We start from the raw sequence: 18,950 nt of genomic DNA on the forward strand, positions 1-18,950 counted from the left end.
AATAAGCCTTTAACTTTATGACATGAGGCGCATATTGGCTATAATGCGCAACAATTTTCTTTTAGTAAAAGTGACGATATGAATTCTCTGTTTGCCAGTACGGCTCGTGGCCTTGAAGAGCTGTTAAAAACTGAACTGGAAGCACTTGGCGCGGTGGACTGCCAGGTAGTCCAGGGCGGGGTCCATTTTCAGGGAGATACGCGCCTGCTGTATCAAAGCCTGATGTGGAGCCGACTGGCTTCGCGCATCATGCTGCCGCTGGGCCAGTGCAGCGTGTATAGCGACCTGGATCTGTACCTCGGGGTGCAGGCCATTCCATGGACGGAGATTTTCACCCCTGACGCCACCTTCGCCGTGCATTTTAGCGGACTGAACGATGAGATTCGCAACAGTCAGTACGGGGCGTTAAAGGTTAAAGATGCGATCGTCGACAGCTTTACGCGTAAAAATCTGCCGCGGCCCAACGTCGATCGTGAAAATCCCGATCTGCGGATTAATGTCTGGCTGAATAAAGAAACGGCGCATATTTCACTCGATCTCAGCGGCGAAGGTCTGCATCTGCGCGGCTATCGCGACGGCACCGGTATGGCGCCTGTCAAAGAGACGCTCGCGTCGGCTATCGTTATGCGCTCTGGCTGGGTTCCGGGAACGCCGCTGCTCGATCCGATGTGCGGTTCCGGTACGCTGCTGATTGAAGCCGCCATGCTGGCGACCGATCGCGCACCGGGCCTGCATCGCGGTCACTGGGGTTTCAACGGCTGGCTGCAGCACGATGACGCGGTCTGGAAAGAGGTGAAGGCCGAAGCGCAAACCCGCGCGCGTAAAGGGCTGGCGGCCTATGAGTCGCGTTTCTATGGTTCTGATGTCGATACCCGGGTCATTGAACGCGCGCGCAGCAACGCCCGTCGCGCGGGCGTCGGCGAACTGATTACATTTGAAGCGAAAGATGTTGCCCAACTCAGCAACCCGCTGCCAAAAGGCCCGTACGGCACCGTTATCAGCAATCCGCCGTACGGCGAACGTCTTGAAAGCGAGCCGGCGCTGATCGCCCTGCATAGCTTGCTTGGGCGGACGATGAAAACCCAGTTTGGCGGCTGGAATCTGTCGCTGTTCAGCGCTTCGCCGGAGCTTTTGAGCTGTCTGCAATTGCGCGCGGACAAGCAGTTTAAAGCCAAGAATGGCCCGCTGGACTGCGTACAGAAGAACTACCACCTGGCGGAAAACGACGGCAGCGGCGCGGTCTCCCTGGCGGAAGACTTCGCTAACCGTCTGCGCAAAAACCTGAAGAAATACGAGAAATGGGCGCGTCAGGAAGGAATCGAGTGTTACCGCCTGTATGATGCCGATCTGCCGGAGTATAACGTCGCGATCGACCGCTACGGCGAGTGGGTTGTGGTACAGGAGTATGCGCCGCCGAAAACGGTGGATGCGCATAAAGCGCGTCAACGTCTGTTCGATGTTATCGCCGCGACGATCTCCGTGCTCGGCATTGCGCCGAACAAGCTGGTGCTGAAAACCCGCGAGCGGCAGAAAGGCAAAAACCAGTATCAGAAAATGGCCGAGAAGGGCGATTTCCTCGAGGTTCAGGAGTATAACGCGCGTCTGTGGGTCAACCTGACCGACTATCTGGATACCGGTCTGTTCCTTGACCACCGTATTGCGCGTCGTATGTTGGGCCAGATGAGCAAAGGGAAAGACTTCCTCAACCTCTTTTCCTATACCGGCAGCGCCAGCGTTCATGCCGGCCTCGGCGGGGCGCGTTCGACGACCACCGTCGATATGTCGCGTACTTATCTCGAATGGGCCGAACGTAACCTGCGCCTCAACGGCTTAACCGGGCGCGCGCATCGCCTGATGCAGGCTGACGTGCTGAGCTGGCTGCGCGATAGCGATGAACAGTTCGATCTGATCTTTATCGATCCGCCGACGTTCTCTAACTCCAAACGCATGGAAGATGCCTTCGACGTGCAGCGCGATCACCTGCGTCTGATGACGGATCTCAAACGTCTGCTGCGTAAAGGCGGCACCATTATGTTCTCGAATAACAAACGCGGTTTCCGTATGGATCATGACGGGCTGGCGCAGCTGGGGCTGAAAGCGCAAGAAATTAGCCAAAAAACACTGTCTCAGGATTTCGCCCGTAACCGTCAGATCCACAACTGCTGGCTGATTACCGCAGCCTGAAAGGAATAAAGAATGTCATTGATTAGTATGCATGGTGCCTGGCTTTCCTTCAGCGACTCTCCGTTGCTGGATAATGCCGAGTTGCATATCGAAGATAACGAACGCGTCTGCCTGGTCGGGCGCAATGGCGCGGGTAAATCCACCCTGATGAAAATCCTTAACCGGGAGCAGGGGCTGGATGACGGGCGCATTATTTATGAGCAGGATCTGGTTGTCGCGCGACTGCAGCAGGATCCGCCGCGTAACGTGACCGGCACCGTCTATGATTTCGTTGCGGAAGGCATCGCCGAGCAGGCGGCCTACCTCAAAGGCTATCACGATGTTTCACAGCTGGTGATGACCGATCCGAGCGACAAGAACCTGAATGAACTGGCGCGTCTGCAGGAGCAGCTGGATAATTTAGGGCTGTGGCAGCTCGACAGCCGTATCAACGAAGTGCTGGAGCAGCTTAATCTCGATGCCAACGCCGAGCTCTCCTCGCTCTCCGGCGGCTGGCTGCGTAAAGCGGCGCTCGGCCGTGCACTGGTCAGCGGGCCGCGCGTTCTGCTGCTCGATGAACCGACCAACCACCTTGATATTGAAACCATTGACTGGCTGGAAGGTTTCCTCAAGACCTTCAAAGGGACCATTATTTTCATCTCGCACGACCGTTCCTTTATTCGCAATATGGCGACGCGAATTGTCGATCTCGATCGCGGCAAGCTGGTGACCTATCCGGGGAACTACGATCAGTATCTGCTGGATAAAGAAGAAGCGCTGCGCGTGGAAGAGCTCCAGAATGCGGAGTTCGATCGCAAACTGGCGCAGGAAGAGGTGTGGATCCGTCAGGGGATCAAAGCGCGTCGTACCCGTAACGAAGGGCGTGTGCGGGCCCTGAAAGCCATGCGCCGCGAACGTGGCGAGCGCCGTGAAGTGATGGGCAGCGCCAGGATGCAGGTCGAAGAGGCCGCACGCTCGGGCAAGATTGTCTTCGAAATGGAGGACGTCAACTACCAGGTTGATGGCAAGGTGCTGGTTAAGGATTTCAGCGCCCAGATCCAGCGCGGTGACAAAATTGCCCTGATTGGCCCGAACGGCTGCGGGAAAACCACGCTGCTGAAATTGATGCTGGGTCAGCTGAAAGCGGATAGCGGACGTATTCACGTCGGGACTAAGCTGGAAGTGGCCTATTTCGACCAGCACCGCGCGGAGCTTGACCCGGATAAAACGGTGATGGACAACCTTGCGGAAGGCAAGCAGGAAGTGATGGTCAACGGCAAGCCGCGCCACGTTCTGGGCTACCTGCAGGACTTTATGTTCCATCCGAAACGCGCGATGACCCCGGTGCGCGCGCTGTCCGGCGGCGAGCGTAACCGTCTGCTGCTGGCGCGTCTGTTCCTGAAGCCCAGCAACCTGCTGATCCTCGATGAGCCGACAAACGATCTGGATGTCGAAACCCTCGAACTGCTGGAAGAGCTGGTTGACGGCTATCAGGGCACCGTGATGCTGGTCAGCCACGACCGTCAATTCGTCGATAACACCGTCACCGAGTGCTGGATCTTCGAAGGGGAAGGGCGCATCGGGCAATATGTCGGCGGCTACCACGACGCCCGCGGTCAGCAGGCGCAGTATCTGGCGCAAAAGCAGCAGACTACCAAAAAGACGGTAGAAGTTAGCCAACAGAAAGCAGAAAGTGTCAAACGAGCGTCAGGCAAACTAAGCTATAACCTGCAGCGCGAACTGGAACAGTTGCCGCAACGGCTCGAAGAACTGGAAACCCGGCTGCAAACTCTGCAGGAGCAGGTTGCCGATCCTTCTTTCTTTGGCCAGTCACACGACCATACGCAGCAGGTGCTGGCACAGCTGGCCGAGGCGGAACAGGCGCTGGAAACGGCCTTTGAACGCTGGGAATATCTCGAAGGATTAAAAAACGGCGCATAAGCTGAGGAGTTTTCATGTGCGATAATCATCATGCTGCGCGGCATATTCTGTGCCCACAATGTGATTTGCTGGTGGCTTTGCCGCAGCTGGAGCATCGCCAGAAAGCCGTGTGCCCGCGCTGCGGTACGACGCTGACAACTTCATGGGACGCGCCCCGGCAGCGTCCCACAGCCTATGCGCTGGTGGCGTTGTTTATGCTGCTGCTGGCCAACCTGTTCCCCTTTGTGTATATGCGGGTGAGCGGTCTCAGTAGCGAAATCAAGCTGCTGGAAATCCCCGACGTGCTGTTTAGCGAAGATTACGCCAGCCTCGGCACCTTCTTTGTACTCTTTGTACAGCTGGTGCCGGCTTTTTGTCTGGTCACCATTCTGCTACTGGTCAACCGTATTCGTATGCCGCGCGCGCTGAAGGCGTTTCTGGCGCGCATTCTGTTTCATCTCAAAACCTGGGGAATGGCGGAGATTTTTCTCGCCGGTGTGCTGGTGAGTTTCGTCAAGCTGATGGCATATGGCGATATCGGCGTCGGCTTAAGCTTTATCCCCTGGTGTTTGTTCTGCCTGCTGCAACTGCGTGCGCTGCAGTGCGTAGACCGACGCTGGTTGTGGGACGATATTGCCCCGATGCCGGCGGTGAGGCAGCCGCTGAAGGTCGGCGTGACGGGGCTCCGCCAGGGCCTACGTTCATGCTCGTGCTGTACCGCGGTTTTAGCTGTTGATGAAGCCGTTTGCCCTCGCTGTCAGACTAAAGGCACCGCGCGACGCAAACATAGCCTGCAGTGGACGATGGCCCTGCTGCTGACCTCGTGCATTCTTTATCTGCCCGCCAATATCATGCCGATCATGATTACCGATTTGCTGGGCGATAAATTGCCATCAACGATCATGGCGGGGGTGATCCTGCTGTGGAGTGAAGGGTCGTATCCGGTGGCGCTGGTGATATTTATCGCCAGTATTATGGTGCCGACGCTGAAAATGCTCGCCATTGCCTGGCTGTGCTGGAACGCCAACGGTAACGGGCAGCGCGATTCCGAGCGTATGCACCTGATTTACGAAATTGTGGAGTTTGTTGGCCGCTGGTCAATGATTGATGTTTTTGTCATCGCGGTGCTCTCGGCGCTGGTGCGCATGGGAGGGTTGATGAGTATCTATCCTGCGATAGGGGCGGTGATGTTTGCGCTCGTTGTTGTCATGACAATGTTCTCAGCCATGACCTTTGACCCTCGTTTGTTGTGGGACCGTGAACCAGATTCAAGCCATGAGGAAAGGCAGCAGCATGGAAAATAAGAGCGGAGAAGCGAAAGTGCAAAAGGTGAAGAACTGGTCACCCGTGTGGATCTTCCCCATCGTCACTGTGCTAATCGGCGCGTGGATTCTTTTTTATCACTACAGCCATCAAGGGCCGGAGGTGACGCTGATCACCACCAATGCTGAAGGGATTGAAGGGGGTAAAACCCGGATTAAAAGCCGCAGCGTGGATGTCGGGGTAGTCGAGAGCGCCACGCTGACCGACGATTTGACGCACGTAGAGATTAAAGCCCGGCTGAACGCCGGCATGAAGAAACTGTTGCATGAAGATTCGGTATTTTGGGTCGTCAAACCGCAGGTAGGACGTGAAGGGATCAGTGGACTCGGCACGCTGTTGTCCGGGGCCTACATTGAACTGCAGCCGGGGACGAAAGGTGGGGAACCCGCCCGTTTCCCGCTGCTGGATTCTCCGCCGCTGGCTTCGCCGGATGCCAAAGGGATCCGTATCCTGCTGGAGAGTAATAAAGCGGGGCAACTGTCGCCTGGCGACCCGGTACTCTTCCGCGGTTATCGCGTTGGTTCGGTGGAAACCAGCTCCTTTGATGCGCAAAAGCGCAGCATCACCTATCAGCTGTTTATCAATGCGCCCAACGATCGTCTGGTCACAACCAACGTTCGCTTCTGGAAAGACAGCGGCATTGCGGTCGATCTCTCTTCGTCCGGGATGCGCGTGGAGATGGGGTCGCTGGCGACCCTGTTCGGCGGCGGCGTCAGCTTTGATATCCCGGAAGGTCTGGATATGGGCGAACCGGTGGCGAACAAAACGGGCTACCATCTCTTCGACGATCAGAAGAGCATTCAGGATTCCGTCTTTACCCAGCATATTGATTACGTCATGTTCTTTAAAGACTCCGTGCGCGGCCTGCAGCCGGGGGCGCCGGTCGAGTTCCGTGGAATCCGCTTAGGTACCGTCGGTAAAGTGCCGTTCTTTATTCCAGGACTGTATCAGCACCTGAACGAAGACTATCGCATCCCGGTGGAAGTCCGTATTGAACCAGAACGGCTGATCAGTCAGCTCGGCGGCGATCTCGATATCCGTACGCATATTGATGATCTGATTAACCGCGGCCTGCGGGGATCGCTGAAAACAGGCAACCTGGTGACCGGCGCGCTGTACATCGATCTCGACTTCTATCCGAAAGCGCCTGCGCGCGGCAAGATCCGGGAGTTTGGAACCTATCCGATCATTCCAACAATCAGCGGTGGTCTGGCGCAGATCCAGCAGCGCCTGATGGACGCGCTGGATAAGATTAACAACCTGCCGATAAATCCGCTGCTGGAGCAAGCGACCACCACGCTGGCGCAAAGTGAAAAAACGATGCAGCACGTTCAGACCACGCTGGATAGCCTGAACAAGATAGCGGCAAGCCCGTCAATGCAGCAGCTTCCTGCCGATATGCAGAATACGCTGCGCGAATTGAACCGCAGCATGCAGGGCTTCCAGCCCGGTTCGGCGGCATACAATAAGATGGTGGCAGATATGCAGCGCCTGGATCAGGTTCTTCGCGAACTGCAGCCGGTACTGAAAACGCTCAATGATAAGAGCAACGCGCTGGTATTTGAGGCGAAGGATAAAAAAGATCCTCAGCCGAAGGGAGCGAAATAATGAAAAAATGGTTAATCGTGGCTGCGGCCTGTGCGCTGGCGGCTTGCAGCAGTGGGGAGAATAAAACCTACTATCAGCTTCCGGTTGCACAAAGCGGCGCGCAAAGCACCGCCCACCAAAGCAAAAACCTGCTGTGGGTTGAACAGGTCAGTATCCCGGATTATCTGGCGGGCAACGGTGTGGTCTATCAGACCAGCGACGTGCAGTATGTCATAGCCAGTAACAATCTGTGGGCCAGCCCGCTCGATCAGCAGCTGCGTACTACGCTGGTGGCGAATCTGAGTGCGCAACTCCCGGGTTGGGTAGTTGCTTCGCAGCCTCTCGGCAGCGATCAGGATACGCTCAACGTGGCGGTCAATGGCTTTCATGGCCGTTACGATGGGCGGGTCATCGTCAGCGGCGAGTGGCTGCTCAAGCATCAGGGACAGTTGATTAAGCGCCCGTTTAACATTGAGCTTAAGCAGCAGCAGGATGGCTATGATGCCATGGTGAAGACCCTGGCTCAGGCCTGGTCTCAGGAAGCCACGGCAATTGCCAGCGAATTGAATCGCCTGCCATAAGTAAAATGAATGAAAATGAAGCGCCGCGGTGGACTGAAAAACCACCGCGGTTTTTTATTTGTCTCGTCAGGTCGTTACTTGTGCCGGTTCACATTTTTTGTACAAATGAATTTTCATGTAGCTCACAATTATGACAATGGCGTGAATTTTGCGCATTGACGTTGCCCCTGATTCGCGGTATTCGTTAACCGTGGTTGCATATTTAGTGACCACTGTTTTCTTTTCCACCAGATCAAATAATGAGGGAAACGAGGCATGAAGAGACAAAAACGAGATCGCCTGGAACGGGCACATCAACGTGGATACCAGGCCGGGATAACCGGAAGATCGAAAGAAATGTGTCCCTACCAGACCTTGAACCAAAGGTCCTACTGGCTAGGAGGCTGGCGAGAAGCCATGGAGGACAGGGTACAAACTGCCTGACTGTCTCTTTAAAAAAAGAAGCCTCCGCATAGCGGGGGCTTCGCCTTTTTCAAGCTATCGCTGCTTATCAGAATGCAGACGTATCCTGGAACAGACCCACTTTCAGATCGGTTGCGGTGTAGATCAGACGATCGTCAACCAGCACTTCACCATCCGCCAGGCCCATAATCAAACGGCGGTTTATCACACGTTTAAAATGAATGCGGTAGGTCACTTTTTTTGCCGTTGGCAGCACCTGGCCAGTGAGTTTAACTTCACCTACGCCTAACGCACGCCCTTTACCCTCGCCGCCTAACCAGCCGAGGTAGAAGCCAACCAACTGCCACATGGCATCCAGTCCCAGACAGCCAGGCATAACCGGATCGCCGATAAAGTGGCAACCGAAGAACCACAGGTCCGGGTTAATATCGAGTTCTGCTTCAACATAACCTTTATCGTAGTTACCACCGGTCTCGGTCATTTTGATGACGCGGTCCATCATCAGCATATTCGGCGCAGGTAACTGTGGGCCTTTTGCGCCAAACAGTTCACCACGGCCAGAGGCAAGAAGGTCTTCTTTCGTATAGGATTCGCGTTTATCTACCATGTTTTCAGTAAGCCTTATTTTGAGTTCGGGACGCAGGATAGCTAACACGTGTAAGCTGAACAAGTCCGATCAGTTGGAACCTGAACCGCCTAACCAGCGTAGCGGCCACGGAAAACGATGACGACTCTCTTGCTGCGTCGCCTGCGCGATCCGTTCCTGAATGGTTTGCCGTAAAGTTTGCCCTTCGCCATCCCATAGCAGCTGGGTCAGAACAGGCAGCGCTTCCGTGACATCTTCCACCGCCCAGATGAAAAACTGCTCGTCAGCGACGGCCTGCCGGAGTTCTGCCGCCAGACTCAGGTGGCGGATATTTGCCGCAGGAATAATCACCCCTTGCTTACCGGTTAATCCGCGCTGCTGACAAATGGTGAAAAAGCCTTCGATCTTCTCATTAAGGCCGCCTACCGGCTGCACGCGACCAAACTGATCGACGGAACCCGTAATGGCAATGCTCTGATTAATCGGCACGCCAGCGAGAGCGCTGATCAGCGCGCACAGTTCGGCCATCGAGGCGCTGTCGCCATCGACTTCACTGTAGGACTGTTCAAAGGTCAGCGAAGCCGTGAAGGGGAGCTGCTGTTCGAGTTCCAGCTCGGACATCAGGAACGCCTGCATGATCATCATGCCTTTGGCATGAATGTTGCCGCCCAGCTCCGCCTTACGTTCAACGTCGATAAACTCACCGTCGCCGATATGCACGACGCAGCTGATGCGCGACGGTTCGCCAAACGGACGCGGATGTCCGGGGAATTCGATGACCGACAAGGCGTTAATCTGGCCGATGCATTCGCCTTCGGTCTCAATCATTATCTGCTCTTGCAGGATTTCATCCTGAATCCGTTCGGCGAGGTAGCCTTCACGCCACTCGCGACGAGCCAGCATGGTTTGCATCTCTTCTGCGGTGATTTGGCCACCTTCGCAGAACGCCGCAGCCTCGCGCAGCTGGCGGGCTATCCACAGCGGGCACAGCGGTAATGTCTCCTGATCGCCGGTATAACGCGCGGCTTCCTCAATCAGCAGAGGCCAGGCGTCAGCGGCCAGTCCCGGTAGTCCGAGCTGCTGAGCGTTTTTGCCTACCCACTGACACCACAGCTTGAGCGTGTCGGCATCGGCAATCTGGATATTCTCTTCGTATTCACTGTAAATTGCCTGGGCGGAGAGTTCGGGCTCCATCTCCTGGAAATCGGCCAATGAATCACGTTCACCCACCAGAATCACCTTCAGGCTGAGCGGCATAGAGGGAATCGCGACCGGCAGAGGACGCGACTCATCAATGGACAACCAGTCAAAGCGCTGGCGAGTGACCATACTTTTCAGGCGCATCCACAGCAGCGGCTGAGCCAGTAACGCACGCAAAGAGATAATCAGCACGCCGCCGTTGGCGCGGTGTACCAGCCCTGGCTGGAGAGTGATTTCGCCGTTAAATTGCCGTACGCAGCCAAAGAGCTGCTCTGCTTCTGTCCAGTCGGTAGATTCAACCGGCGCGGAGCTGGCAAAATTATCATCGGCAGCTTTAGCCGGGGTGAGGGTGACGTTGCCGCCATTAACCTGATAACGCACACCGTAGAGCGGTGCGGCAGGTTCATGTAAGGTTCGCGTTTCCGCCGCCAGCCACTGCAGGTATTCCGGTTCTTCCGGGGCCTTCACCAGCATGAATGGCGAAATGGTCGGAGTCACCAGAAGCTGCTCCAGACCATAGAATAAACGGGGCTGCAGTTCGCCGGAGAGGCCATCTTCTGCCTGGGATAAATCGGCTTGTGCAAACAGCGCCTGATAACTTTCCGTATCAGGAGCAAGGTCGTTTCGGGTAAGTTTCGTAATGGTCAAAGTCGCTGTTTTTTAGTCAGATGTAAAACGCGCGATTATACCTTATGCTGCGTCTGAGCACACGGGGGATTGCATCTGCCGTGGTGATTACCGGGTTACCTGCATCACGAATGATGATTTATTCTCAGCACATTGGGAAAAAACTGATATCCTGAAATGAGTTACACGGTCACATTGAGATCGCAATGAAATATCAACAACTGGAAAATCTTGAAAGCGGCTGGAAATGGAAATATCTGGTAAAAAAACACCGGGAAGGTGAGCTGATTACCCGCTACATTGAAGCCAGCGCAGCGAAAGCCGCGGTCGATGTCTTACTGACGCTCGAAAATGAACCTGTTCTGGTGCATACCTGGATTGAGCAGCATATGAATCCGGAGTTAATGAACCGGATGAAGCAGACAATCCGCGCGCGTCGGAAACGGCACTTCAACGCTGAGCATCTGCATACGCGTAAAAAATCGATCGACCTGGAGTTTATCGTCTGGCAGCGTCTTGCGGGACTCGCGCAGCGGCGTGGGAAAACCCTGTCTGAAACCATCGTACAGTTGATTGAAAACGCGGAGCATAAAGAGAAGTACGCCAGTAAAATGTCCAGCCTGAAGCACGATTTGCAGGTGCTGCTGGGAAAAGAATAGCTGCAGAGGACAGGGCAAAGTGGTACCGGGCTGGCTCTGTGTTGATATCCGAATTCAGGCCAAAAAAAACCCCGCAAAGCGGGGTTTTTTATCGGTAGTAAAACTTAAGCCTGCGGCTGAGTTACTACGTCTTTGTAACCTTTAACTTCGATCTCTACGCGACGATCTGGACCCAGGCAGTCGATCAGTGCAGCGCGAGCTTTCACGTTGTTACAGGTAGCGCCAGTAACCGGGTTGGATTTACCCATGCCACGTGCGGAGATTTTGCCAGCCGGGATACCTTTAGACACCAGGTAGTCAACAACGGACTGAGCACGTTTCTCAGACAGCTGCTGGTTGTAAGCGTCAGAACCGATACGGTCGGTGTAGCCCAGAACCACTGCGGAACCGTCTTTCGGATCCATGTTGCTCAGCTGGGTGTACAGCTGATCCAGAGCCTGTCGACCTTCTGGTTTCAGGGTAGCTTTATTGAAGTTGAACAGAACGTCAGACTTCAGAGTGAAGTGCTTAGTCGTCACTTCCGGAGCCGGAGCCGGAGCTGGTGCAACAACCGGAGCTGGTGCTTCATCCTGACCGAAACGGTAAGAAACACCCAGGCTCAGCATGCCGTTGTCAGGACGAGTACCAACGGTACCTGCGTCACCGATGTTGTTAACCCACTGGTATTCCAGACGGGTAGCGATGTCACGAGTCACAGCCCACTCTAAACCACCAGCAAATACCGGGGATACGCCAGTGTCGTGTTCGCTGCGGGAAACGCCGGTAGAAGCGTAGTTACCTTTAGAATCTGCACGCCAGACCATACCACCCAGACGGGTGTAGATGTCCAGATCGTCAGTGATCGGGTAACCCAGTTTAGCAGTCAGCTGAACGCCCTGAGCTTTGAAAGCGCCGTTGTCTACGCTGCCTTTATAAGCCATACGGCCCAGCCAGTCGTAACCCATTTCAAAACCGAGGTACGGGTTAACCTGATAACCACCGAACGCACCAGCACCCAGCTGATCGTTACGGGTCGGGCCATTGTTGTTCTGGAAACCGTTACCGTAGAAACCGGTATCGTGATACTGGGACCAGCCCAGTTTACCACCTGCATACCAGGTGTTATCTTTTGGTGCGGCCTGCGCTACGGTAGCGAAGCCAGCCAGTGCCACTGCAATCGCGATAGCTGTCTTTTTCATTTTTTGCGCCTCATTATCATCCAAAATTCGCCATGAAGTTACAAAAGACCTCACGGTTAAATCCTTCACCCGGGGCGTGACTTGTTGTTAACTATGCTGATACATGCAGCGTAAGCCGATCACCCCTGGCGATGTAAAGTCTACAACTTAGTTCGAAACTTACAAGTGTGAACTCCGTCAGGCATATGAAAAAAAAGGGTTGTGTACACAACATTTAACAAATATGGTTGATTTTCAATCAGCGGATAAAGCCGCGAAACCGCATCAGACAGGCATTCCGCTACAAATCACCCTTTTCCGAAAAGGGTATTGCTGTAAGCAAAAAAAATTCCAGGATTAATCCTAATTTGGCTTAATGGTACAAATTAGAGTGAATTTTTAGCCCGCTGAGTTGTCTCCCTGCCTGGTTCGTATTTCCAACCGGCCGCATGATAAACCCCATTGCGTGACCCTCTTGCGCGGCGATAACCAGGCGTTCATGCTCTTCCGCCGTCAGCTCATCGGCCAGCCAGCCAATCACCACGCTGTAATTCCCTGTGCGCAGCGCACGGATCATCGATTCGACGGTATTGTAAGGGGAGAGCTGATTAATCTGCATAACCTTCGACAGCGGTAATCCGGAAGACTGAACCCATTCGCGACTCAATTTCTGCTTCGGCGTCAGCCAGAGCTGCCAGCGAGACTGCTGGCCGAGTTGCTGCAATAAAGGTAGCAGCAGTAATTGCGTCATCATCGGTTGATCTTCACGGTAGACAATTTCACTGATCAGCCCGCTGGCCGGTTGTTCGGCGACGTCATGTGAGGGGCGACGTACTGAAGCAGAAGTCAGTGATGAACGATTTGCGTAAGCTGAAGTAAACATAGTCTATCCCGCCTGTGGGTTACTGTATGAATATACAGTATATCCGACAGGGGAAAAGATCAACCTCATTTATCACTTCGCTGGTTGAAAATTGTACATGGTTTTTGTCAATTCCGCGCCAGACCGTTCTGGTGGGGAGTGAGGAAGATCGATTTTTATCGCCAATCGTCACGGCGGCAGCCGTGCGCCAGGTTCATAGGTAGAGCCACATCGCTCAGATTTGCCACGCGGATAGCCAAACTATTCACCAGCATTTCAGTAAGCAGGGCTGGCGTATTTATTACTTATATATTGAGTATTTCCGCCCGACTGTTTTCTGAAAGCACCTCGCAAAACGATGATTAAATCTTGAACAGCGTCAAAATCATCTTGCTGCAATATACGAAGTCACTTACTTTCTATATTAACGGATCCGTTCACAAATAATCTTCTATTTACATGATTAACAAAGGAATAATCATGAAGAAAATTTCATCTTTACGGTTCCATCAATTCCAGGAATGTTTATCTCCACTCGGTAAAATAAGCTGTCGCCCGCTCTTTGGCGGCTATAGCCTTGCCATCGACGATACCGTTTTTGCTATGGTCGCCGAGGGCGAAATCTATCTTAAAATTTGTGAGCAGAGCGCGGAATATCGTGTGGTGCATGCCACCCCTCTTTTGACGATGCGGAAAAATGGTCGCCCGGTCTTGCTGAAATATTATCAGGTTGACGAGACTCTCTGGCGTGATAGCAAAACGCTTTTCAATCTATCGGCGTCCTCATTACAAAGCGCACGTAATGAAAAGCGACGACAACGCGCTTCCGGAAGATTAAAAGATCTCCCGAATATCAGTTTTCATATGGAACTGCTGCTAATTAACGCGGGGGTGAGCGATGAAAAAATGCTGCGTCAGTTTGGTGCGGAGAAAGTCTGGCTGAAATTGCGGGAGTCGAACAAAGCGCTCACGTTGAATGTTCTCTATGCGCTGGAAGGGGCGATTGCCGGAGTGCATTCCGCAGCGCTCCCGACGCAGCGGCGTCAGGAGCTTAAGGTATGGGCCGGCACCCAGCACAAAAAAATCGATGCTTACTCGGGTTGAACCGCAACCTGCTTTTGCAATCTGCAGATTTCCGGCAACAGCGCCAGCAGCAGACCAATTTGCTGAAGCACCAGCGGTTCTTTGCTGTCTGCCCGGGGCTCAAGGTGTTGGATCCGGGTCTGCAAACTATTAAGCGCCTGCTGCACCCGCTGTTCGTCGGCGGGCGTGTGGTGCAGCGCATCATCAACGTAACAGACGGCATCATCAAGCAGGGCCAGAATTTCCGCTGTCGTGAGTTTTTCCCGGTGCGCGCCGAGCGCGGAAATATAGCTGGTAAAGGTATGGTTCAGGCACAGTAAACGGAATGCCGTTTCTCGCATGGCTGCGTTTGCCCGCGGTTCCGTCGACAGGTTCGACACCACAGAAGCCAGTTCACCATCCCGACTATGGGCATCGCGACGGGCAACGCGATAGGCCAGGCGGTTATCGCGCCCCTGGTGATACTGTTCGAGAATGGCATCAAGGTAGCGACAGTTGGCGTTGATAGCCTGATCCAGAACTCGTGGCAGGTTGCGGAACTTCCAGTCTGGCCAGATAAAACTCACGGCCGCCCAGGCGATAGCACAGCCAATCAGGGTATCGAAAATACGCGGTAGCGCGACCTCGAAACCTTCGCCTAGCAGGTTAAAGCACAGCAGAACCAGCAGGGTGATGAACATGGTCGCGTGGGCATACTGGACGTTGCGAAAAGCGAAGAACAGCACGCCGGTCAGGACAATGAGCAAGAGCTGGCCTTCAACCGATGGCACAAGCAGTAATAGCGGCAGGCCGATGGCCACCCCGATCAGGGTACCGATAATCCTCAGCGCGAGCCGATGGCGGGTGGCGTTATAGTTTGGTTGGCAGACAAACAGGCTGGTCAGCAGTATCCAGTAGCCGTGGTTTAACCCGGTAAGCTGGATAAACGCATAGCCGGTACAGAGCACCAACGACATTCTTACCGCATGGCGGAACAGCGCCGATTCTGGCGACATATTGCGGCGCAGCCGCAGCCAAATATCGCTGAAATTGTTCAGACCATCGTCCGCGAGCAGGTTTTCGGTCGCGCTGTTCACCGGGGCGCTGGTTTGCGCCGACTCAATTGTCGCCAGCTGCGCGTCAATCGCGCGGAGATTATTCAGCAGAAAGCCCAGCGCTTTCATCTGTTCTGCCGGCGCGCCGCTGGCGCGTACGCGATCGAGGGCGGCGTCAAGGTGCATAAATGCCCGCTCGAAATGGGCATCGTGCTGGTAAGGTTCGCGTAAAAGAATTGCGCGCGATAGTTTCTGGCATGCCTGCGCCTGCATCGACAGCATGCGCTGGAAGCGGAACATCACATCGCTATAGCGGAAATGATCGCGCAGCGTTTGGTACTGAATGTGCGATGAGCTGGCGCGTTCGTGAATATCCTGAGCCACAAAATAGTATTGCAACGTGCGGCGGGTGCCGCGCTGGCCGCGGTCGCCGCGCAGACGCGTCAGCAGAGAGACCTTGGTCTGATTGAGCGTCGTCACCAGTTGACCATTGGCAATGGCTAAATCATAGAGCGGTGCCTGGCTCTCATCCTCAATATCCGGGTCGAACAGGCGGGATTTAAGTTCCAGGTAATGCGCCAGCTGCTCATAGCTGCGCGCAAGATTATCCTGCAGAGGACGGATCGGGAAAATCAGGTGTCCGCAGAGCGTCAGCAGGTTGTACCAGACCGCACCGGTCAGCAGAAAAAACGGCTGCAGATACCAGCGATCGTAGAGCGTTACGCCCAGCATGGTATAAATGGCGATCAACAAGGCGCCAAATGCGATAGTGGCGTAACGCTGTCCCAGACCGCCGAGCAAAATAAATCCGGTGGTCGATACGGTTAACCCCAGCGCAAACAGCCAGGGCCAGGGGAACAGCAGCTCCACCGAGGCGGAAGCAATAAAGAAACACACTAGCGTGATGGCCAGGTTGCGCAACCGGCCAGCCAGACGATCGTCGAGGTCGGTCAATGCCGCGGCCACCACGCCCAGCGTCAGGGGAATGGTCAGTTTGATTTCGCCAAGCCACCATGGAACGGCGGTTGTGCCGCAGAGTGCGATAAAAATCCTGGCGTTGTACAGCCAGGCGCTGTTCCATGTATAACGGCGTAGCAAGGGGCTAAGCATGGTCGTGTTCCGTCCGATTACTGAAAGCGACGACGCGCATTCGCTTCACGCGCTGCACGAGCCGTTTCGACAGAAACCACTCTACGTCCCACCGGCCATAATGCAATAGCGGCAATTTTAAAATTGGCAATACCGACCGGGATGCCGATGATAGTCAGGCATTGGGCGATACCGCTGAAAATATGCATCAGGCACAGCCACCAGCCGAAAAAGAGAAACCACAAAATATTCAGAATCGTGCCGCCGGCATTCAGCAGGCTATTTTTGCCTTGCGGTTCAAGTTCATCGACATGAATAGCTTCATTACCGTAAGGCAGCAAGGAGAGACGGGTAATTTCCCAGCATGAGCGGGTTAATGGCAGGGTGAAGATCAGGATGATGCTGACCAGCGTTGCCAGCAGCCATCCCAGCGTGGTGGCGAAACCGCCAAGGATAAAGTTCAAAATATTCAGAATGGTACGCATAAACCCTCAGTTCAGTCCTGGAGATAATAAGACCTGACCATTGTAACGTTTTTTACGCTGGAGCACCTGGTCGCTGGCGGTTAAACTTAAAAACATCCAACCTGATTGAAATTCGGCATGATATGGAACTTAAAGCGACAACATTGGGCAAACGTATGGCACAGCACCCCTACGACCGGGTGCAATTGCTTAACGCGGGAGTAAAAGTTTCGGGTGATAACCATGAGTATCTTATCCCTTTCAATCAGTTATTGTCAGTTCAATGTAAGCGCGGTCTGGTCTGGGGTGAGCTGGAGTTCGTTTTACCGGACAGCAAAGTTGTGCGTTTACACGGTACCGAGTGGAATGAAACGCAGCGTTTTTATCATCATCTGAATACCCTCTGGCAGCAGTGGAGCGTGGAAATGAGCGACATTGCCGCCGGTGTTCTCCGCCAGCAGTTGGAGGAGGTCGCCCGCGCCAGTGCGGAGGGTAAGTGGCTGACCCGGCAGCAGGTGACTGACATTCAGGTGAAGATTCGCCGCGCCTTGACCGGCCTGCCGATGCCGACCAGCCGCCTTGACGCTTTCGACAACTGCCGTGAGCTGTGGCGGCAGTGCCAGGGCTGGCTGGCCAATACGGAAGAGGCCCGGCAGGTACATAATCAGGCTTTTACGGCATCGATGCTCGAGCAGTATCGCGGATTTTTTGCCAGCGTCGAAACCTCGCCACTGAATCCCGCGCAGGCGCGGGCGGTGGTCAACGGCGAGCGCGCTTTGCTGGTGCTGGCCGGTGCCGGAAGCGGCAAAACCTCCGTGCTGGTGGCGCGAGCCGGATGGTTATTAACGCGGGGAGAAGCCGCCGCCGATCAGATTCTGCTGCTGGCATTTGGCCGCCAGGCGGCGCAGGAAATGGATGAACGTATTCGTGAGCGGCTGGGCTCAGAAGAGATAGCGGCGCGTACCTTTCACTCTCTGGCATTACATATTATTCAGCAAGGCAGCAAAAAAGTGCCGACCATCAGCGAGCTGGAGAGCGACAGCGCGGCTCGTCAGACGCTGCTGCTGCAAAACTGGCGCCAGCAGTGTCAGGAGAAAAAAGCGCAGGCTAAGGGATGGCGGCAATGGCTGGAAGAAGAGATGGACTGGCAGGTGCCGGACGGCGAATTCTGGCAGGATAAAAAAATCCAGCGGCGAATGGCCAGTCGCCTCGATCGCTGGGTGAGCCTGATGCGAATGCACGGCGGATCGCAGGCGGAGATGATCGCCGGTGCGCCGGAAGAGGTGCGCGACCTGTTCGGCAAGCGCGTTAAGCTGATGGCGCCGCTGTTGAAGGCATGGAAAACGGCGCTGAAAGACGAGGGCGCGGTCGATTTTTCCGGGCTGATACACCAGGCGATTAATATTCTGGACAAAGGGCGCTTCGTCAGCCCGTGGAAACATATTCTGGTCGACGAGTTTCAGGATATCTCGCCGCAGCGCGCCGCTTTGCTGGCTGCGCTGCGGCGGCAGAACACGCAGACGACGTTATTCGCCGTTGGTGATGACTGGCAGGCTATCTATCGCTTTAGCGGGGCAAAGCTCTCTTTGACCACCGCATTTAATCACTATTTTGGCGAAGGCGATTGCTGCGCGCTGGATACCACCTACCGGTTTAACGGGCGTATTGGTGAAGTAGCGAACGGCTTTATACAACAAAATCCGCATCAGCTGAGCAAACCATTGAACAGCCTGACGGCCGGAGACAAGAAAGCCGTGACGCTGCTGGCGGACGATAAGCTCGACGATCTCCTCGATAAGCTCAGCGGCTATGCGAAACCGGAGCAGCGGATTTTATTGCTGGCGCGCTATCATCATTTGAAACCCGAGGCGCTGGAAAAAGCGGCGACGCGCTGGCCGCATCTGCAGCTCGATTTTATGACCATCCATGCCAGTAAGGGCCAGCAGGCGGATTATGTTATTGTGCTGGGGCTGCAGGATGGCGATGATGCGTTTCCGGCCCCGGCGCGTGAATCCATTATGGAGCAGGCGCTGCTGCCGCAGCCGGAGGATTTTCCGGATGCGGAAGAGCGGCGGTTGCTCTATGTCGCTATCACGCGCGCGCGGCTTCGCGTCTGGTTATTGTTCAACAAAGTGCGGCCTTCGCCGTTTGTCGGCACGTTAGAAGAATTGGCTGTGCCGGTGGCGAGAAAACCGTAAGTGCCGGCGGGTGGG

At 54.7% G+C, this 18,950-nt stretch carries 15 protein-coding genes; 9 read left to right on the plus strand and 6 right to left on the minus strand.

The window, feature by feature from the left end; all coding sequences use genetic code 11:
- Positions 1-78: 78 nt before the first annotated feature.
- The 6 genes from rlmKL to rmf all read left to right on the plus strand — a co-directional run bounded on the left by rlmKL (position 79) and on the right by rmf (position 7,997).
- The gene (rlmKL, locus tag CWM52_RS19510) at positions 79-2,184 is read left to right on the plus strand and encodes a bifunctional 23S rRNA (guanine(2069)-N(7))-methyltransferase RlmK/23S rRNA (guanine(2445)-N(2))-methyltransferase RlmL (RefSeq protein WP_100685610.1); all 2,106 of its coding nucleotides are present in this window, start codon (positions 79-81) and stop codon (positions 2,182-2,184) included.
- Between the two features lie 12 nt (positions 2,185-2,196).
- On the plus strand, positions 2,197-4,104 hold the full coding sequence (locus tag CWM52_RS19515; RefSeq protein WP_100685611.1) for an ABC transporter ATP-binding protein: 1,908 nt from the start codon (positions 2,197-2,199) through the stop codon (positions 4,102-4,104).
- Positions 4,105-4,118: 14 nt separating this feature from the next.
- Entirely contained in the window at positions 4,119-5,387 is a 1,269-nt protein-coding gene (gene pqiA / locus CWM52_RS19520) for a membrane integrity-associated transporter subunit PqiA (RefSeq protein WP_100685612.1), read from the plus strand.
- Positions 5,377-7,014, plus strand: a complete 1,638-nt coding sequence (gene pqiB / locus CWM52_RS19525; RefSeq protein ID WP_100685613.1) for an intermembrane transport protein PqiB — start codon at positions 5,377-5,379, stop codon at positions 7,012-7,014. Before pqiA ends, pqiB begins: the two co-directional genes overlap by 11 nt.
- Positions 7,014-7,574 (plus strand): membrane integrity-associated transporter subunit PqiC, encoded by a 561-nt coding sequence (gene pqiC / locus CWM52_RS19530; RefSeq protein ID WP_100685614.1) that lies wholly within the window; start codon positions 7,014-7,016, stop codon positions 7,572-7,574. The genes pqiB and pqiC overlap by 1 nt, the downstream gene beginning before the upstream one ends.
- A gap of 255 nt (positions 7,575-7,829) precedes the next feature.
- Complete coding sequence (rmf, locus tag CWM52_RS19540; protein ID WP_004871568.1) at positions 7,830-7,997, plus strand: ribosome modulation factor; 168 nt, start codon at positions 7,830-7,832, stop codon at positions 7,995-7,997.
- 67 nt (positions 7,998-8,064) lie between these two features.
- Here rmf and fabA read toward each other — a convergent pair whose 3' ends face one another.
- Positions 8,065-8,583: a bifunctional 3-hydroxydecanoyl-ACP dehydratase/trans-2-decenoyl-ACP isomerase gene (gene fabA / locus CWM52_RS19545; RefSeq protein WP_100685616.1), complete on the minus strand. Its 519-nt coding sequence runs from the start codon at positions 8,581-8,583 to the stop codon at positions 8,065-8,067.
- 69 nt (positions 8,584-8,652) lie between these two features.
- The gene (locus CWM52_RS19550; protein WP_100685617.1) at positions 8,653-10,410 is read right to left on the minus strand and encodes an AAA family ATPase; all 1,758 of its coding nucleotides are present in this window, start codon (positions 10,408-10,410) and stop codon (positions 8,653-8,655) included.
- Positions 10,411-10,595: 185 nt separating this feature from the next.
- Here CWM52_RS19550 and matP point away from each other — a divergent pair, with 185 nt between their 5' ends.
- Positions 10,596-11,048, plus strand: coding sequence for a macrodomain Ter protein MatP (gene matP, locus CWM52_RS19555; RefSeq protein ID WP_100685618.1), 453 nt, complete (start codon positions 10,596-10,598; stop codon positions 11,046-11,048).
- Positions 11,049-11,152: 104 nt separating this feature from the next.
- On the opposite strand, the gene ompA is transcribed toward matP, so the two are convergent.
- Together ompA and sulA are read right to left on the minus strand one after the other, a co-directional pair.
- Complete coding sequence (gene ompA, locus CWM52_RS19560; RefSeq protein WP_100685640.1) at positions 11,153-12,226, minus strand: porin OmpA; 1,074 nt, start codon at positions 12,224-12,226, stop codon at positions 11,153-11,155.
- A 352-nt stretch (positions 12,227-12,578) separates the two neighbouring features.
- Positions 12,579-13,088, minus strand: a complete 510-nt coding sequence (gene sulA / locus CWM52_RS19565) for an SOS-induced cell division inhibitor SulA (protein ID WP_100685619.1) — start codon at positions 13,086-13,088, stop codon at positions 12,579-12,581.
- A gap of 459 nt (positions 13,089-13,547) precedes the next feature.
- Here sulA and CWM52_RS19570 point away from each other — a divergent pair, with 459 nt between their 5' ends.
- Positions 13,548-14,171 (plus strand): TfoX/Sxy family DNA transformation protein, encoded by a 624-nt coding sequence (locus CWM52_RS19570; protein ID WP_100685620.1) that lies wholly within the window; start codon positions 13,548-13,550, stop codon positions 14,169-14,171.
- Here the strand turns inward: CWM52_RS19570 and yccS are convergent.
- A complete protein-coding gene (gene yccS, locus CWM52_RS19575) occupies positions 14,159-16,294 on the minus strand; it encodes a YccS family putative transporter (RefSeq protein ID WP_100685621.1) in 2,136 nt (711 codons plus the stop codon). The two genes, CWM52_RS19570 and yccS, sit on opposite strands and share 13 nt — an antisense overlap.
- Positions 16,295-16,311: 17 nt before the next feature.
- On the minus strand, positions 16,312-16,758 hold the full coding sequence (locus CWM52_RS19580) for a YccF domain-containing protein (protein ID WP_100685622.1): 447 nt from the start codon (positions 16,756-16,758) through the stop codon (positions 16,312-16,314).
- A gap of 122 nt (positions 16,759-16,880) precedes the next feature.
- Here CWM52_RS19580 and helD point away from each other — a divergent pair, with 122 nt between their 5' ends.
- Positions 16,881-18,935, plus strand: coding sequence for a DNA helicase IV (gene helD, locus CWM52_RS19585; RefSeq protein WP_100685623.1), 2,055 nt, complete (start codon positions 16,881-16,883; stop codon positions 18,933-18,935).
- Positions 18,936-18,950 lie beyond the last annotated feature (15 nt).

It is taken from the genome of Raoultella sp. T31 (assembly GCF_002806725.1).
Classification (GTDB): domain Bacteria; phylum Pseudomonadota; class Gammaproteobacteria; order Enterobacterales; family Enterobacteriaceae; genus Klebsiella; species Klebsiella electrica.

Coding starts and splice junctions, on each gene's coding strand:
- rlmKL (WP_100685610.1), top strand. CDS start 79: ATGAATTCTCTGTTTGCCAGTACGGCTCGTGGCCTTGAAGAGCTGTTA.
- CWM52_RS19515 (WP_100685611.1), top strand. CDS start 2,197: ATGTCATTGATTAGTATGCATGGTGCCTGGCTTTCCTTCAGCGACTCT.
- pqiA (WP_100685612.1), top strand. CDS start 4,119: ATGTGCGATAATCATCATGCTGCGCGGCATATTCTGTGCCCACAATGT.
- pqiB (WP_100685613.1), top strand. CDS start 5,377: ATGGAAAATAAGAGCGGAGAAGCGAAAGTGCAAAAGGTGAAGAACTGG.
- pqiC (WP_100685614.1), top strand. CDS start 7,014: ATGAAAAAATGGTTAATCGTGGCTGCGGCCTGTGCGCTGGCGGCTTGC.
- rmf (WP_004871568.1), top strand. CDS start 7,830: ATGAAGAGACAAAAACGAGATCGCCTGGAACGGGCACATCAACGTGGA.
- fabA (WP_100685616.1), bottom strand. CDS start 8,583: ATGGTAGATAAACGCGAATCCTATACGAAAGAAGACCTTCTTGCCTCT.
- matP (WP_100685618.1), top strand. CDS start 10,596: ATGAAATATCAACAACTGGAAAATCTTGAAAGCGGCTGGAAATGGAAA.
- ompA (WP_100685640.1), bottom strand. CDS start 12,226: ATGAAAAAGACAGCTATCGCGATTGCAGTGGCACTGGCTGGCTTCGCT.
- sulA (WP_100685619.1), bottom strand. CDS start 13,088: ATGTTTACTTCAGCTTACGCAAATCGTTCATCACTGACTTCTGCTTCA.
- CWM52_RS19570 (WP_100685620.1), top strand. CDS start 13,548: ATGAAGAAAATTTCATCTTTACGGTTCCATCAATTCCAGGAATGTTTA.
- yccS (WP_100685621.1), bottom strand. CDS start 16,294: ATGCTTAGCCCCTTGCTACGCCGTTATACATGGAACAGCGCCTGGCTG.
- CWM52_RS19580 (WP_100685622.1), bottom strand. CDS start 16,758: ATGCGTACCATTCTGAATATTTTGAACTTTATCCTTGGCGGTTTCGCC.
- helD (WP_100685623.1), top strand. CDS start 16,881: ATGGAACTTAAAGCGACAACATTGGGCAAACGTATGGCACAGCACCCC.